15 protein-coding genes are annotated in these 14,844 nt (G+C 72.3%); 9 read left to right on the top strand and 6 right to left on the bottom strand.

The window, feature by feature from the left end; translation table 11 throughout:
- Positions 1 to 5 precede the first annotated feature (5 nt).
- Entirely contained in the window at positions 6 to 614 is a 609-nt protein-coding gene (locus FB465_RS15460; protein ID WP_145791208.1) for a YceI family protein, read from the bottom strand.
- Positions 615 to 779: 165 nt separating this feature from the next.
- Entirely contained in the window at positions 780 to 1,313 is a 534-nt protein-coding gene (locus FB465_RS15455; protein ID WP_145791205.1) for a DinB family protein, read from the bottom strand.
- A gap of 145 nt (positions 1,314 to 1,458) precedes the next feature.
- Here FB465_RS15455 and FB465_RS15450 point away from each other — a divergent pair, with 145 nt between their 5' ends.
- Together FB465_RS15450 and FB465_RS15445 are read left to right on the top strand one after the other, a co-directional pair.
- Complete coding sequence (locus FB465_RS15450; RefSeq protein WP_145791204.1) at positions 1,459 to 4,599, top strand: DEAD/DEAH box helicase; 3,141 nt, start codon at positions 1,459 to 1,461, stop codon at positions 4,597 to 4,599.
- Positions 4,600 to 4,604: 5 nt separating this feature from the next.
- Positions 4,605 to 4,811 (top strand): hypothetical protein, encoded by a 207-nt coding sequence (locus tag FB465_RS15445; RefSeq protein ID WP_145791202.1) that lies wholly within the window; start codon positions 4,605 to 4,607, stop codon positions 4,809 to 4,811.
- Positions 4,812 to 4,888: 77 nt separating this feature from the next.
- On the opposite strand, the gene FB465_RS15440 is transcribed toward FB465_RS15445, so the two are convergent.
- Positions 4,889 to 5,107: a hypothetical protein gene (locus FB465_RS15440; RefSeq protein ID WP_145791200.1), complete on the bottom strand. Its 219-nt coding sequence runs from the start codon at positions 5,105 to 5,107 to the stop codon at positions 4,889 to 4,891.
- 140 nt (positions 5,108 to 5,247) lie between these two features.
- Between FB465_RS15440 and FB465_RS15435 the strand changes: the two genes are divergently transcribed.
- The 3 genes from FB465_RS15435 to FB465_RS15425 all read left to right on the top strand — a co-directional run bounded on the left by FB465_RS15435 (position 5,248) and on the right by FB465_RS15425 (position 6,799).
- A complete protein-coding gene (locus tag FB465_RS15435; protein ID WP_145791198.1) occupies positions 5,248 to 5,640 on the top strand; it encodes a helix-turn-helix domain-containing protein in 393 nt (130 codons plus the stop codon).
- An 88-nt stretch (positions 5,641 to 5,728) separates the two neighbouring features.
- Positions 5,729 to 6,304 carry a hypothetical protein gene (locus tag FB465_RS15430; protein WP_145791196.1) on the top strand — a complete coding sequence of 192 codons (576 nt, stop codon included), beginning with the start codon at positions 5,729 to 5,731 and terminating at the stop codon, positions 6,302 to 6,304.
- A gap of 165 nt (positions 6,305 to 6,469) precedes the next feature.
- Positions 6,470 to 6,799 (top strand): DUF2516 family protein, encoded by a 330-nt coding sequence (locus FB465_RS15425; protein ID WP_425461249.1) that lies wholly within the window; start codon positions 6,470 to 6,472, stop codon positions 6,797 to 6,799.
- A 92-nt stretch (positions 6,800 to 6,891) separates the two neighbouring features.
- On the opposite strand, the gene FB465_RS15420 is transcribed toward FB465_RS15425, so the two are convergent.
- Positions 6,892 to 8,547 (bottom strand): PP2C family protein-serine/threonine phosphatase, encoded by a 1,656-nt coding sequence (locus FB465_RS15420; protein ID WP_145791195.1) that lies wholly within the window; start codon positions 8,545 to 8,547, stop codon positions 6,892 to 6,894.
- A 215-nt stretch (positions 8,548 to 8,762) separates the two neighbouring features.
- Here FB465_RS15420 and FB465_RS15415 point away from each other — a divergent pair, with 215 nt between their 5' ends.
- Positions 8,763 to 9,335: an O-acetyl-ADP-ribose deacetylase gene (locus tag FB465_RS15415; RefSeq protein WP_145791193.1), complete on the top strand. Its 573-nt coding sequence runs from the start codon at positions 8,763 to 8,765 to the stop codon at positions 9,333 to 9,335.
- 122 nt (positions 9,336 to 9,457) lie between these two features.
- On the opposite strand, the gene FB465_RS15410 is transcribed toward FB465_RS15415, so the two are convergent.
- Positions 9,458 to 10,282, bottom strand: a complete 825-nt coding sequence (locus tag FB465_RS15410; protein WP_145791191.1) for a class I SAM-dependent methyltransferase — start codon at positions 10,280 to 10,282, stop codon at positions 9,458 to 9,460.
- Between the two features lie 192 nt (positions 10,283 to 10,474).
- Here FB465_RS15410 and mshA point away from each other — a divergent pair, with 192 nt between their 5' ends.
- Together mshA and FB465_RS15400 are read left to right on the top strand one after the other, a co-directional pair.
- Positions 10,475 to 11,845 (top strand): D-inositol-3-phosphate glycosyltransferase, encoded by a 1,371-nt coding sequence (gene mshA, locus FB465_RS15405; protein ID WP_425461179.1) that lies wholly within the window; start codon positions 10,475 to 10,477, stop codon positions 11,843 to 11,845.
- A gap of 81 nt (positions 11,846 to 11,926) precedes the next feature.
- A complete protein-coding gene (locus tag FB465_RS15400; protein WP_145791189.1) occupies positions 11,927 to 12,445 on the top strand; it encodes a type III secretion system chaperone family protein in 519 nt (172 codons plus the stop codon).
- A 32-nt stretch (positions 12,446 to 12,477) separates the two neighbouring features.
- Here FB465_RS15400 and FB465_RS15395 read toward each other — a convergent pair whose 3' ends face one another.
- Positions 12,478 to 13,749, bottom strand: coding sequence for an MDR family MFS transporter (locus FB465_RS15395; protein ID WP_145791187.1), 1,272 nt, complete (start codon positions 13,747 to 13,749; stop codon positions 12,478 to 12,480).
- 144 nt (positions 13,750 to 13,893) lie between these two features.
- Here FB465_RS15395 and FB465_RS15390 point away from each other — a divergent pair, with 144 nt between their 5' ends.
- Positions 13,894 to 14,652, top strand: a complete 759-nt coding sequence (locus FB465_RS15390; RefSeq protein ID WP_145791186.1) for a phosphoglyceromutase — start codon at positions 13,894 to 13,896, stop codon at positions 14,650 to 14,652.
- The last annotated feature ends 192 nt before the right edge of the window (positions 14,653 to 14,844 follow it).

Below are 14,844 nucleotides of genomic sequence, written 5' to 3'. Positions count from 1 at the left end.
CGGGGTCAGGCGCTCTTGACGGCGGAGATGTCGAAGCTGAGCCGGACCTTCTCGCCGATCAGCACGCCGCCGGTCTCCAGCGCGGCGTTGTAGGTCAGGCCCCAGGCGGTGCGGTCGATGGTGGCCGAGCCCTCGAAGCCGACCCGCTCGGCGCCGTACACGTCGGTCGCGCTGCCGGTGAAGTCCAGGTCGAGGATGACCTGGCGGGTGGTGCCCTTGATGGTCAGGTCGCCCGTCATCCGGTACGAGTCGCCGCGCAGGCGCTCGGCGGAGGTGCTGCGGAAGGTGATCTCCGGGTAGGTCTCGGCGGCGAAGAAGTCGCCGGTCCGCAGGTGCTCGTCGCGCTGGGCCTGGTTGGTGTCGATGCTGGCGACCTTGATGACCAGCTCGGCGGAGGACTCGGCCGGGTTGGTGCCGTCCAGCTGCAGCTTGCCCTCGTACTCGGTGAACTCGCCGCGGACGTTGGTCACCATCGCGTGGCGTACGGCGAACCCGATCTGGCTGTGGGTCGGGTCGATCGAGTAGACGCCGCTGAGGTGTGCCAGGTCGGCGCCCGTGGGGGCGACGGCGACGGCGGTGGTGTCGGTGGACTTGCTGCGGTTGAAGATACCCATGGCTCCTCCTGAGGGTTCGAAGCCGTTTGTTTAGGCTTCAACTTGATGGCTCCACCATAACTCCGTTTCGTTCAATGTTCAACCAAGAGCCTCTGTGCAATCTGCTTCGGGTCCGGTGGGGGCTGCCCCGGGAGCGCGGGGCAGCCCCCACCGGACCCCGGCGGCTCAGCCCTGGGTGGCGGCGATCAGCTCGTAGGAGGTCCGGCCGTCGAGGGTCTCCCGGATGATGTCCGCATGCCCGGCGTGGCGTGCCACCTCCTCGATCAGGTGCAGCAGGATCCAGCGCGCCGTACGCCGGCTGTTCGGCGGGAACCAGGGCTGGTCCGGCAGCGGGGCGTCGACCTCCAGGCTCGGCAGGCCGCGGACGATCTCCTCGGTCTCGGCCGCGATGGCCTCGTACTCCTTGAGCCAGCCGGCCAGCGACTCGCCCTCCAGCAGTCGGTGCTCGTCCGCCCACGCACTCGCGTCCGCGGGGCCGCCGGCGGCCCGGCCCATCAGCGTGTCGACGATCCAGAAGCGCTCGCACCGCGCCACGTGCTTGACCAGCCCGGCCAGGGTCAGGCTGCTCGCGCTGGGGGTGGCGACCGCCTGCTCCTCCGTGAGGCCGAACGCCGCTCGACGGATCGAGGCGCGCTGCGCCTCCAGGAAGGCCAGCAGGCCGTCGCGCTCGCCGCTCTCCGCGCGCACCAGGGTCGGCATGTCAGTCACCTCTCGTTGGGGTTTCCCGCTTCGGTACGACCGACGCTATCCAGCAATTAGGTCAGGTTCGTTCCTCAATCAGCGCCCTCGATAGGGTGAATCGAGTCGGCGCCGCTCAGGCACCGCGCTCCGGGAGGCCCACCTCATGTACGCCCTGCACGCCCTCTGGCGGGCCGACGGCCGCCTGGCGCTGTGGGCCGAGGACGCGCAGGCGTACGGCACCGCCCGCGCGCCCGGCGCGCGCCCCGAGGGCCGGGCGGCTGCGCACCCGTACGCCTGCAGTGCCGGTATCGTCGCGCGTCTGCTGGCCGGGATCGGCCCCGGCCTCGGCTGGCTGGCGGAGCAGGCGCCCGAGCGGTGGAGCACCCTGGTGCTCCCCAGTCGCGACGCAGCGCCGGCGCCGTCCCCGCAACTGCCCGTTGGCGCGACCGGCCGGGGTGTCGCGCTCGCCCCCTGGCGGGTGCCCGTGCTGCTCTTCGCCCCGGCCGAGGCCGCCCAACTGCTCGGTGAACTCTTCGACCCGCACTGGTCGGTGGCCACCGTCGAGCTCCCCGGCACCGGCCCCGCCGAGGTCGCTTACGGCGCCTCGCTGCGCTGGCTGACCGCCGTCCACGACCTCGCCTGGCGGCTCGTCGACCAGGGGCGGGTGCTGCCCGTGGTGCGGGACGAGGACGGCGTCCCGTACGCCCGCTGGCAGCCCGCGCCGGACCCGGCCGCCCGCCGGGAGGCCGCGGCGCTCGCCGCCGGCTGCCCGCCGGTCTGCCGCGCCGAGCAACGGCCGGGGGCGGGCGCCCGTAGTGCGGACGCCCTGCTCGCCGAGCTGCTGGACGTCCTGGTCGACTGCGAGACCCGCACCGCTCTCGACGGCACGCCGTCACCCCTGCGTACGGAGCCGGCGAACGCCGCCGAGGCCTGGCTGGCAGCCCTCCACTCAGCCGACGGGCGGGTAGCGACCGGCCATGCCTCGATCGGGGCCCTCACCGAACTCCAGGAGCAGCTCGCTGCCTGGTACGCCGGCGCACCCGATCCCGACAGCCCGCTCCGGCTCTGCTTCCGGCTCTCCGAGCCGCTCGGTCCCTCCGCAGACGACCCCGAGGGCGGGGTGTCCGACGACGGCTGGCGCCTGGACTTCCTGCTCCAGGCCGTCGACCAGCCGTCCCTCCTGGTCGCCGCCGAAGACCTCTGGGCGGGCGGCGCGGCACTCGCCGCGCTCAGCCGCAAAGCCGGAGACCCCATCGAGTGGTACACCGCCGAACTGGCCCGCGCCGCCCTGCGCCGCCCCGAACTGAGGCCCGCCCTCCGCAGCTCCCACCCCGCCGGCCTCGACCTCGACCGCGCCGGAGCGCTCTCCTTCCTCCGGGAGGCCGCGCCGGCCCTCGCCGAAGCGGGCTTCGGCGTGCTGCTCCCCGCCTGGTGGCAGCGCCGGCCGCGTCTCGGCCTTGCGCTGACGGTCGCCCGCACGCCCGCCCCCGGTGCGGTCGAACGGGCCGCTCAGGTCGACCGGGATGCGATCGTGGCCTTCCACTGGCAGGCCGCACTGGGCGAGCTGACGCTCACTCTGCAGGAACTGGCCGACCTCGGCGCCGCCCAGCAGGGACTGGTCCGGCTGCGCGGCCGGTGGGTCGAGGTGGACGCCGCGCAGATCGCCGCCGCACTGGCCTTCCTGGCCCGTCAGGGCACCGGGTCGATGCCGACGACGGACGTGCTGCGCCTAGCGCTCGACCCCGGTGCGCGCGTCGCCGGCCTGCCCGTCAGAGGCGTGAGCGCGGCCGGCCCGCTCGGTGACCTGCTGGCGGGCCGGGCGGGCGAACGTACCCCGCCGCCTGCCCTGCCCGAGGGCTTCGGGACCACCCTGCGCCCGTACCAGGAGGGGGGGTTGGCCTGGCTGCACGCCCTCTCCCGGCTCGGCCTCGGCGCCGTGCTGGCGGATGACATGGGCCTGGGCAAGACCGTACAGGCGCTCGCCCTGATCGCCGCGGAACAGGCCGCGGCTGCTGCCGGCCAGGCTGAAGGCGGGCCCACCCTGCTGGTCTGCCCGATGTCGCTGGTCGGCAACTGGCAGCGGGAGGCGGAGAGGTTCGCCCCGATGCTGCGGGTGCACGTCCACCACGGCGCGGAGCGCGAGCCGCTGGCCGACGGCGCCGATCTGGTGATCACGACCTACGGGCTGGTCCAGCGGGACGTCGAGGAGCTGCGCCGGATCTCCTGGCGGCGGGTGATCGCCGACGAGGCGCAGTTCATCAAGAACACCGCCACCGCCCAGTCGAGGGCCGTCCGTTCACTCCCCGCCACCCACCGCATCGCCCTCACCGGCACCCCCGTCGAGAACCGCCTCTCCGAGCTGCATGCCGTCCTGGACTTCGCCAACCCCGGGCTCTTCGGCTCGGCGGAGTCCTTCAAGGAGCGCTACGGCATCCCGGTGGAGCAGAACGGGAGCTCCTCGGCGACCTCCCGACTCCGCAGGCTCACCGGCCCGTTCATCCTGCGGCGACTGAAGAGCGATCCGGCGATCGCGGCCGAGTTGCCCGCCAAGCAGGAGATCACCGTCTGGTGCAACCTCACCGCCGAGCAGGCCGGTCTCTACCAGGCCGTGGTGGCCGATCTGCTCCAGCGCGTCCAGGGCATCCGCGGGGTCGAACGCAAGGGGACGGTGCTGGCCGCGATCGGCAAGCTCAAGCAGGTGTGCAACCATCCCGCCCAACTGCTTCACGACCGCTCGGAGTTGGCGGACCGTTCGGGCAAGGTCGCCCGCCTGGAGGAGATCCTGGCGGAGGCGCTGGCGGAGGGCGACCGGACCTTGGTCTTCACCCAGTACGCCGAGTTCGGTGCGATGCTCCAACCTCACCTGACCGAGCGGCTCGGGGAGGAGGTGCTCTACCTGCACGGGGGCGTGCCGAAGCGCCGGCGCGAGGAGTTGGTGGCCCGCTTCCAGGCGCCCGGCGGCCCCCGGGTCTTCCTGCTCTCGCTCAAGGCAGGCGGCACCGGGCTCAACCTCACCGCGGCCAACCAGGTGATCCACCTGGACCGTTGGTGGAACCCGGCCGTCGAGGACCAGGCCACCGACCGCGCCTTCCGGATCGGGCAGCGTCGGGACGTCCAGGTGCGGCGATTCGTGTGCGTCGGCACCGTGGAGGAACGGATCGCGCAGCTGATCGAGTCGAAGCGGGCGCTCGCGGAGGCCGTCGTGGGGGAGGGTGAGCAGTGGCTCGGCGAGCTCACCGGCGATTCACTGCGGGAGCTGGTGGCGCTCTCGGCCGACGCGGTCGGGGAGGACGAGGGAGAGTGAACCCCATGACCGACGAACGACCGCTCGCCGACCGCCTGGAGGACTTCTGGGACGGTGAGTTCACTCTCCAGGCCGACCCGGCTGCCGCCGCGGCGCCGGCCTCCGCCACGGCACTCGATGAACTCGGCCCCGCCGGTATCCGGATCGGCGGGCGAGACCTTGCCGTCCTGCTGGCGCCCGCCTATCGGAGACCGGCCGGGCCGGCCGACTGACCGGGCCGGCCGACTGACCGGTGGAGCTCCGTCCTGACCGGTCAGGGCTGCGCCCGGTGGTGACGGCAGGGCCGGGGTCAGTGGCCGAGGAGTCCGGCGAGGTCGTGTCCCAGGTTTCCGATCTTGGTGAGGTCCCCGAGGTCGGTGATGGCCCCGACGGGGATGCTGTAGGTGTGGTCCTGGCGGGAGGGGGCCGGGTCTGCGGGGGTGTCGGCCGCAGCAGCCGTCGTGGTGGCCGCCAGCGCGGCGGTGGCGAGCAGGGCGCCGGTGAGGGCGATTCGGATGGCGGTGCGCATCGGGGCCTCCGTGGGTAGGGGTGCTGCCCTGATCAACCGTTGGTGGCAGGTCCGGTCACGGGTGGCTGCCCGCCGACACGCGGTTGCTGCTGCTAGCAAGCTGCTTGCAATTGCAAGCAGACCTGGTGCAGACTGCTGATATGGCCTCACTGAACGTCGGCTCGCTCGGCGAGTACATCCGCGAGCAGCGGCGGAATGCACAGTTCTCGCTGCGGCAGCTGGCGGAGGCCGCTGGTGTGTCCAACCCGTACCTGAGCCAGATCGAGCGCGGGCTGCGCAAGCCGAGCGCGGAGATCCTGCAGCAGATCGCGAAGGCGCTGCGGATCTCGGCCGAGACGCTGTACGTGCAGGCCGGGATTCTCGAGGAGCGGCGGGGCGAGGGGCTCGAACTGCGGGCCTCGATCCTGGCTGATCCACTGATCAACGAGCAGCAGAAGCAGGCGCTGCTCGCGGTGTACGACGCGTTCCTCAAGGAGAACAAGGAGAGCGCGTCGGCGGACCGGACGACGGCCGCACCTGCCGACAACGACTGAACACCTGGTGCCCGCCCGCCCGGGCGAGCACCGGCCAGACTCACGACAGGCCCGTCGCCGGGCTGTTGACGCATAGGGAGGACCGGTCATGCCGATCACCGACGAGATCAAGAAGACCCTCAGCGACCCGACCCCGCTGTACGCCCTCGCGGGTGCCGGTGACCTCGCGTACGAGAAGCTGCGCGAGGTGCCGGGCAAGGTCGAGGCGCTCGCGGGTGACCGCAAGGGCACCCAGGAGAAGGCCGCGGCCCGGCTGCAGGAGGCGCAGGCCCGCCTGGTCGAGGCGCAGGCGAAGGTGACCGAGTCGGTCACCACGCTGCCGACCGACTTCAAGGTGCTCCAGGAGAAGGCGCAGGGCTTCGCGCTGCAGCAGGTGGGCCGGGCCGCTGAGCTCGCGGTCAAGGCGAAGGAGGTCTACGACGAGCTGGCCGTGCGCGGCAAGGCGGTCGTGGACAAGGCCTCCGGCGCGGACGAGCCGTCCGCCGACGTCTCCGTGGTTCCGGTCTTCACCGAGCAGGCCGTGGAGGCGGAGATCGTTGAGATCGTGGCGATCGAGGACGAGCCCGCTGCTGAGAAGTCCGCCGTCGGGGAGCCTGCTGCCGAGGCCTCTCCCGCGCCGGCGAAGAAGACCACGCGGGCGCGGAAGACCACGACCGCGAAGTAGCCCACGGCCGCGAAGTAGTCCACGGCCGCGAACTGGCCCACGGCTGCCAAGTAGCCCGGGCACAACCGCACAAGCCGGTACGTTGTCCGGTGTGTCGGTGGTCGGCCGTGCCACGAGGGGCAACCGTGTTGCCGAAGCCGTAGTAAGGAGACAGCAGTGGTGCAGATCCTGCTCTTCGACGTCCTGAACCCCCTCTGGTGGTTGGCCATGGCGATGGTGGGCTTCAAGCTGTTCGCCTTCGTCGACGCCGCGACCCGCCGCGAGGACGCCTACCGGGCGGCGGACAAGAAGACGAAGCAGTTCTGGCTGATCGTCCTCGGGCTCGCGCTCGGGCTCGATCTTCTCCTCGGGGCGAGCGTCTTCGGCATACTGGCGCTGGTCGGCCTGGTGGCCGCGATCGTCTACATGGTGGACGTCCGGCCCGCGATCAAGCAGCTGACGGACGGCCGTGGCGGCGGCAACAAGCGGAACATGGGGCCGTACGGCCCCTGGTGACAGCTGGCGCTCAGCGCGAGCGGCGATGACAGGAGCGGCATCCCCGAAAGGGGTGCCGCTCCTGTCGCGCATTCGGGGTGGAGCCCCGGGGCTCACCCCATGATGAGCGGAGCGGGATTGCGCTCCAGCAGCAGCACGGCGACGTCGTCCGTCAGCGCACCGCCGTTCAGCTCCTCGACCTCGGCGATGGCGCTGTCCACCAGCCGCCCCCGGGTGAGGCCGGTGGCCTGGTGGTCGCCGATCAGTTCGACCAGCCCGTCCTGGCCGAGGCGGCGCGACCCGGCGCCGACCCGCCCTTCGACCAGGCCGTCCGTGTAGAGGAGCAGGCTCCAGCCCGGCTGGAGCTCCAGCCGCTGGGGCGGCCAGACGGCCTGGCCGTCGTCACACGGGAGCAGCCCGAGTGCCGGGCCGGCCTGCTCGGCGGGGATCAGGACGGGCGGACCCTCCGGCCGGAGCAGCAACGGCGCCGGATGGCCGGCCAGGTAGACCTCGGCGTACTCGACCGGCCTCCTTCCCGGTGCCGCCGGACCGTCGACGGCTGAGGCCTCGACGGCAGGTCCCGCAGCCCCTGCAGGGTCGGAGGAGAGGACGAGCATGCAGAGCGTGGCGAAGATCTCGTCGCTGCGCCGCTCGTGCTCCAGAACGTGCTGCAGGGTGGTGAGCAGCGCCTGGCCGGTGAGCCCGGCGAAGACCAGGGTGCGCCACGCTATCCGCAGCGCCACGCCGAGGGCGGCCTCGTCGGGGCCGTGGCCGCAGACGTCGCCGATCACCACGTGCACGGTGCCGTCGTCGGTCCGGACGGCGTCGTAGAAGTCTCCGCCGAGCAGCGCCCGGCGGCGGCCGGGGCGGTAGCGGCGGGTGAAGGCCAGCCCGGCACCGTCGAGGAGCGGGGTGGGGAGCAGATGGCGCTGCAGGCGGGCGTTCTCCTGGCCGCGGAGTTCGGCCTCGACCAGGCGGCGCTGTGACTCGTCGGCCCGCTTGCGCTCGACCGCGTAGCGCAGGGCCCGGGCCAGCAGCGGCCCGTCCGTCTCGTGCTTGACCAGGAAGTCCTGGGCGCCCGCGGCGACGGCGGCTGCGCCGAGCTCGGCGCCGGCGGCGTCGGTGAGGACCACGACGGCGGTGTGCGGGGCGCGGCGCAGCAGCTCGCGGAGCCCGTCCAGTCCGTCCGGCCCGTCGGCGCCGTTGGAACCGCCTGCGCCGCCGGCGCCGTTGGATTCTCCAGCGGCCTGGGCGGCCGGGAGGTGCCCCCATTCGGGCTGCGACAGGTCGCTCGGAGCCGCGAGGTCGAGGAGCACGCAGCTGAAGTCGACACCGCGCGGGCGGCCCCGTCGCGCGGCCGGCAGTGCGGGGGAGAGCTGGGCGGCGGCCTGTTCGATGCCGCCGGCCCAGTGAAGTTCGACGGGGGCGCCGCTGTCGGCGACCAAGCGCTCGATCAACGCGGCGTCGGAGATGTCGTTCTCGATCACCAGCAGGCGGAACGGCGTCTCGGCGGCAGGGACGGCCCGTCCGCTCGCGGTCGTCCTCGGGTGCGGTATCGGGCTGGACTCCGTGCCCGCCCGGTCGGTGCTGCTTCGCCCGGCGGCCTCCCGGACGGAGCGGGCTGCGCGGTCTGTTCGGTCGGCCGGGAACTCGGACGTGCGGTCGCCGGAGGGGCCGACGGCGCTCACGGCGCGGTCGGCGAGCACTCCGGCTGCAGCGCCGGGCCGGTACGCGGCACCCGGTGCCCGCCCGTCTCCCGTTGCGGGCATTGGTCGATCCTTCCTTTCCCCGACTGGGCAACGGCCGAGGTCCGCGCGCAGTGCCCGCCTGGCCCCGTGTGTCGGGGAGCTTCTCGCGACCATAACGTGATCTCCGGGGATTTCTCTGACTGACCGGCGCCGGTGTGGTTTTTGCCACGCTCCCGGCGGGCCGGGTGGTTATGGTGAGCGCCTGGTGGACGGTATGTGACGGGAGCGCAGTTTCGGTGACGCGGATCACGCTGGTCGAGGGTGACATCACGGAGCAGCGGGTGGACGTGGTGGTGAACGCCGCCAATTCGTCACTTCTGGGCGGCGGTGGGGTGGATGGTGCCATCCACCGCAAGGGCGGCCCGGAGATCCTCGCGGACTGCCGCAGGCTGCGCGCCTCGCGTTACGGCAAGGGCCTGCCGACCGGTCAGGCCGTCGCCACGACGGCCGGCCGGCTGCCGGCCCGTTGGGTGGTTCACACGGTGGGGCCGGTCTACCTGGCGGAGGAGTACGAGCAGCGCGCTGAGCTGATGGCCTCCTGTTATCGGGAATCCCTGCGCGTGGCAGGCGAGTTGGGGGCGCGGACAGTGGCGTTCCCGGCGATCTCGACAGGGGTGTACGGGTGGCCGTTGGAGGACGCGGCGCGGATCGCCCTCACGACCGTCGCCGAGGCCGGCGGCGCGGGTGCTGGTGCGAAGGGTGCTGGTGCGACAGGAGCGGGTGTCGAGGAGGTCCGGTTCGTGCTGTTCGGTGCGGAGGCGTACGAGGTGTTCGAACGGGTGCAGCGCTCACTGGGGCAGAGGAGCTGACGGTGGCTCAGGTGCCGTCCAGTTCGTGCGACCGACCCTATGGTGGCGTGACGGGGCGTCAACGCGCCAGAGATATTCGATAACTCGTTCGAGTGAATCTGGAGACTCGCTCACCGGGAGCCCTACGGCGCGAGCGCACTCCACGGCACCGTGACCTCACCCTGACGCCAGCGCCCCCTGGCGTCGACCAGCGGCCAACTCGCCGCCAGCGCCGTGCACGCCGCCACCCACCGCTGCCGCGCCCCGAACGCTCCGTACGGCGCCGCGGCCGACCAGGCCCGGTCGAAGTCGGTCAGGAAGGCGTGCACCGCCCGCCCCGGCACGTTGTGGTGGATGAGCGCCTTCGGCAGCCGTTCCGCCAGGTCGGAGGGCTGGCCAAGGCCGCCCAGCCGCGCCGCGAAGGTCACCGTCCGCGGCCCCTCGGGGCCGAGCGCGACCCACACGTGCCGTCGCCCGATCTCGTCACAGGTGCCCTCGACCAGCAGCCCGTCCGGCGCCAGCCGCCCGCAGAGCCGCTCCCAGACCGCGGCCACCGCCGCCTCCTCGTACTGCCGCAGCACGTTCGCCGCCCTGATCAGCAGGGGCGCGGCCCCGCCGTCCAGCGGCACCTCGAATCCTCCGCGCCGGAACGTCAGCAGCGGCGGTTCGGCGTACGGCAGCGCCGCCGTGACCCGCTCGGGCTCGATCTCGATACCCACCACCCGTACGTCCGCCCGCACCTCGCGCAGCCGGGTGGACAGTTCGACCGCCGTCCACGGCGCGGCCCCGTAGCCGAGGTCCACGGCCACCGGCGCATGCTCGGGCGAGCGAAGAGCCGGACCGAGGGTGTGCGCGATCCAGCGGTCCATCCGGCGCAGCCGGTTGGTGTTGGTGGTGCCGCGGGTGACCGTTCCGACCGGACGGGCGGACCGCCCGCGGGCAGGTGAGGGGTCGAACGAGGCGGCCATGCCCCGCAGCCTACGTGGCCCGGACCGCCTCATCTCATGCACTGAGACGGGAATACCGGCCTCCGGCCCATGGGTTGTCACACTGGACGAATGCCCATCCGGAGCCGGTGCTTCCGGCGGGGCAGGCGCAGCAAGGCGTAACAAAGCAAGGCGTAACACAGCAGTCGGGGAGCAAGAGGAGGCTTCAGCCAGGTGACCCAGCACCCCGTACGGACGGCTCGCCGTGCTCAGATCACTCTCACGCCCGCCCGCGGGCGTCTGCAGGCCATCGTCGGCGGCCGGGCCCGCCGTCCCCGCCGGATCGCCATGCTGAGCGTCCACACCTCCCCGTTGCACCAGCCGGGCACGGGCGACGCCGGCGGTATGAACGTCTACATCGTCGAGCTCGCCAAGCGCCTGGCCGAGCTCAACGTCGAGGTCGAGGTCTTCACCCGGGCCGTCACCTCCGACGACGCCCCCGTGGTCGAGCTCGCCCCCGGTGTGCTGGTCCGCCACGTCACGGCCGGGCCGTACGAGGGCCTGCTCAAGGAGGACCTGCCGGCCCAGCTGTGCGCCTTCACGCACGGAGTGCTGCGCACCGAGGCCGGGCACCGCCCGGGCCACTACGACCTGGTCCACTCGCACTACTGGCTCTCCGGCCAGGTCGGCTGGCTGGCCGCCCAGCGCTGGGGCGTCCCGCTGGTGCACACCATGCACACCATGGCCAAGGTCAAGAACGCCGCACTGGCCGAGGGCGACACCCCTGAGCCGGCCGCCCGGGTGATCGGCGAGAGCCAGGTGGTCGAGGCCGCAGACCGGCTGATCGCCAACACCGCCGAGGAGGCGGGCGAGCTCTCGCACCACTACTCCGCGCGCCAGGATCAGCTCGCCGTCGTCCACCCGGGCGTCAACCTCGACGTCTTCCGGCCGGGGGACCAGGCGGCCGCCCGGGCGAGGCTCGGCCTGCCCCAGGACGCCGCAGTGCTGCTCTTCGCCGGCCGGATACAGCCGCTCAAGGCGCCCGACGTGCTGCTCAGGGCCGTCGCCGTGCTGCTGGAGCGCGAGCCCGGCCTGCGCGACCGGCTGGTGGTCCCGATCGTGGGCGGCCCCTCCGGCACCGGCCTGGCCAAGCCGGAGAGCCTGCACAAGCTCTCCGCCCAGCTCGGCATCTCGGACGTGGTCCGCTTCCACCCGCCGGTCGGCCAGGCAGAGCTCGCCGAGTGGTACCGGGCCGCGACGGCGCTGGTCATGCCCTCGTACAGCGAGTCGTTCGGGCTGGTGGCACTGGAGGCGCAGGCCTGCGGCACACCGGTGGTCGCGGCAGCGGTCGGCGGCCTCCCGGTGGCCGTCCGGGACGGTGTCACCGGCACCCTGGTCCACGGTCACGACCCGTACGACTGGGCGCACGCCCTGCACCCCTACGCCACCGAGCCCACCCTGGTGCGCCGCCAGGGCGAGGCGGCGGCGCTGCACGCTACCGGCTTCGGCTGGGGCACGGCCGCCGCCGCGACGGCCGACGTGTACGCGGGCGCGCTCCACCAGCCCGTCGGCCGGCTGAGCGCCTCACGGCTGAGGCTCGCCTGACGCGGTCACCGTATGAGGACTGGACGACTCGCGCGGTAGCCCGGCTGCGAAGCCGCACTACCGCCGAGTAACGTCTCCCCCATGGCAACCCGTACGAAGGACGACGCCCTCGGCCTCCTGCGCAGCGCGCTCGACGAGGCCGGCGTGGCCTGGGAGCCCGCCGTGACCGACCCGTACACGCTGGTCGCGACGCTGCCGGGCACCCGAAAGCTCGCCACCAACTGCGCGCTACGGGTCGGCGACCACACCCTCTCGGTGAACGCCTTCGTGATCCGGCGCCCGGACGAGAACCACGAGGGCGTCTACCGCTGGCTGCTGGAGCGCAACACCCGCCTGTTCGGCGTCGCGTACGCGATCGACTCGCTCGGCGACGTCTATTTGGCGGGCCGCCTGCCGCTGGAGGCGCTGACCCCCGACGCCGTCGACCGGCTGCTCGGCACCGTGCTAGAGGGAGCCGACGAGCCCTTCAACACCCTGCTCGAACTCGGCTTCGCCTCGGCGATCCGCCGGGAGTGGGAGTGGCGCACCAAGCGCGGCGAGTCCACCCGCAACCTCGAAGCCTTCGGCCACCTGGCCGGGCCCGGGCCCCAGGCGCCTTAGCCTCAGGACTCCACGGCCCCGGGACTCCAGCCTCAGGACTCCACCGCCACCCGATCCTCCGGGGCAACGGGCTCCGTCGTTGCCGGCCGACGCCCGAGCAGCAGGAATCCCGCACCCGCCGCCGTCCCGCACACCGCGCAGGCGCCCCACACGACTCCTCCGCCGGCGTACTGCAGCAGGAAGCCGCCCGCCGCCGGGCCGAGGAAGGACGCCAGCGACCAGGAGAGCGAGTACACGCCCTGGTACCGCCCGCGTGCGTGGGTCGGCGACAGTTCGGCGATCAGGCCCATCATGGTGGGCGCGTTCATGATCTCGCCGATCGTCCAGACCGCCACCGTGACGGCGTAGAGGAGCGCGGAGGAGCCCGCCAGCGCGGTCAGCCCGAACCCCCAGCCGGTCAGCAGGGCACTCGCGACCAGCAGCGACGTCCGGCTGCGCCGCTGCATCAGCCGGGTCAGCGGCAGCTGGAGCAGCACGATCAGCACGCCGTTCACGCTGGCCACGAGGCCGAACTGGGTGGCGGAGATGCCCGCCTGCCCCATGTCGACGGCCAGCGTGGTGTTGCCCTGCTGGTAGACCAGGGCCAGCAGCAGATTGAGCGCGACCACGGCCATGAAGCGGCTGTCCCGGAAGACCGTGCCCAGGCCGACCTCGGGCTCGTCCCCTTCGGGAACGCCGGGCGCGCCGGGCGCGCTGCCGGTCGGCTTGGTCTCCGGGATCGTGACGAAGACCACTGCCGCGCAGAGCAGCGTGCTCAGCGCGTCCAGCAGGAAGAGCGTCAGATAGCCGTGGGTGGCGATCAGCCCGGCGGCCGCCGCCGAGACGCCGAAGCCGATGTTGATCGCCCAGTAGTTCAGGGAGAAGGCCCGTACCCGGTTCTCGGCCGGCACGATGTCCGCGATGATCGCGGAGATGGCGGGCCGGGACGCGTTGTTCGTCAGCCCGACCAGGAAGGCGACCGCGGCGATGGCCACCGGCCCGTCCGTGAAGCCGAGCACCGCGGTGAAGACGGCTGTGGACAGCTGGGCGGCCACCAGCGTCGGTCGCCGCCCGATCCGGTCGGTCAGCACGCCCGCACCGACGGCCGCAATGGCCGCCCCCAGGCCGAAAAGGGCCGCGACCAGGCCCGCGTACGAGGCGGAGTAGCCGCGGTCGGCGGTCAGATAGAGGGCCAGGAAAGTGACCACGAAGCCCCCGAGCCGGTTCACCAGCGTCGAGGTCCAGAGCCACCAGAACTCACGCGGGAGGCCGCCGACCGTCTCCGAGAGAGTCGAGCGGAGGCGGTCGCGGACGGGCGCGGGCATGGGGGCTCCGGGGTGGCAGAGGTCCGCGGAGCGGGGCAGGGGAGACCGCTCAGCGAGACGGTAAGAGGCTCAAATGACGAGCACACATTACCGACGCCCTATCGGCCCGGCCAGCGGTTATTCGCCTCGATTAAGCTGTGGGCCATGGCTGACACGACCTACCGACTCATCCTGCTCCGTCACGGCGAGAGCCAGTGGAACCAGAAGAACCTCTTCACCGGCTGGGTCGACGTCGACCTCAACGAGAAGGGCGAGAAGGAAGCCGCACGCGGTGGCGAACTGCTCGCCGCCGAGGGCCTCTTCCCCGACGTGGTGCACACCTCCCTGCTGCGCCGTGCGATCCGCACCTCCCAGATCGCCCTGGACAAGGCCGACCGGCACTGGATCCCGGTCAGCCGCAGCTGGCGGCTGAACGAGCGCCACTACGGCGCCCTGCAGGGCAAGGACAAGGCCCAGACCCTCGCCGAGTTCGGTGAGGAGCAGTTCCAGCTCTGGCGCCGCTCGTACGACACCCCGCCGCCGGTGCTCGCCGACGACAACGAGTACTCGCAGGCCGGTGACGCCCGCTACGCCGACATCCCGAGCGAGCTGCGTCCGCGCACCGAGTGCCTCAAGGACGTCGTCGACCGCATGCTGCCGTACTGGTACGACGCGATCGTCCCGGACCTGGCCGCCGGCAAGACCGTCCTGGTCACCGCGCACGGCAACAGCCTGCGCGCCCTGGTCAAGCACCTGGACGGCATCTCCGACGAGGACATCGCCGGCCTGAACATCCCCACCGGCATCCCGCTGGTGTACGAGCTGGACGCGGACTTCAAGCCGCTCGCCAAGGGCGGCCGCTACCTGGACGCCGAGGCGGCCGCGGCCGCGATCGAGGCCGTCAAGAATCAGGGCAAGAAGTAAGGCTCCGAGAGCCTGGAGGTCCCGCTCCCTCGCGTGGGGGAGCGGGACCTTTTCTGTGTCAACTAGCTTGGCCCGCATAGTGGTTCAGACCATTGACGCGCGCACCCGACGCTCCTAGCGTATGAGGCCGGACCTGGCGCGGGCACGCCAAGAAACCCCCACCGGCCCGTGCTCTGCGTACTCCGACCACCC

The organism is Kitasatospora atroaurantiaca, assembly GCF_007828955.1.
Taxonomy (GTDB): Bacteria; Actinomycetota; Actinomycetes; order Streptomycetales; family Streptomycetaceae; genus Kitasatospora; species Kitasatospora atroaurantiaca.
This window is presented reverse-complemented; position numbering and strand designations above follow the sequence as displayed.

Bases quoted from the DNA above. Each gene is read 5' to 3' on its own strand.
- FB465_RS15390 (WP_145791186.1), top strand. From the start codon at position 13,894: ATGGCTGACACGACCTACCGACTCATCCTGCTCCGTCACGGCGAGAGC.
- FB465_RS15410 (WP_145791191.1), bottom strand. From the start codon at position 10,282: ATGGCCGCCTCGTTCGACCCCTCACCTGCCCGCGGGCGGTCCGCCCGT.
- FB465_RS15420 (WP_145791195.1), bottom strand. From the start codon at position 8,547: ATGCCCGCAACGGGAGACGGGCGGGCACCGGGTGCCGCGTACCGGCCC.
- FB465_RS15435 (WP_145791198.1), top strand. From the start codon at position 5,248: ATGGCCTCACTGAACGTCGGCTCGCTCGGCGAGTACATCCGCGAGCAG.
- FB465_RS15395 (WP_145791187.1), bottom strand. From the start codon at position 13,749: ATGCCCGCGCCCGTCCGCGACCGCCTCCGCTCGACTCTCTCGGAGACG.
- FB465_RS15445 (WP_145791202.1), top strand. From the start codon at position 4,605: ATGACCGACGAACGACCGCTCGCCGACCGCCTGGAGGACTTCTGGGAC.
- FB465_RS15460 (WP_145791208.1), bottom strand. From the start codon at position 614: ATGGGTATCTTCAACCGCAGCAAGTCCACCGACACCACCGCCGTCGCC.
- FB465_RS15455 (WP_145791205.1), bottom strand. From the start codon at position 1,313: ATGCCGACCCTGGTGCGCGCGGAGAGCGGCGAGCGCGACGGCCTGCTG.
- FB465_RS15440 (WP_145791200.1), bottom strand. From the start codon at position 5,107: ATGCGCACCGCCATCCGAATCGCCCTCACCGGCGCCCTGCTCGCCACC.
- FB465_RS15400 (WP_145791189.1), top strand. From the start codon at position 11,927: ATGGCAACCCGTACGAAGGACGACGCCCTCGGCCTCCTGCGCAGCGCG.
- FB465_RS15450 (WP_145791204.1), top strand. From the start codon at position 1,459: ATGTACGCCCTGCACGCCCTCTGGCGGGCCGACGGCCGCCTGGCGCTG.
- FB465_RS15430 (WP_145791196.1), top strand. From the start codon at position 5,729: ATGCCGATCACCGACGAGATCAAGAAGACCCTCAGCGACCCGACCCCG.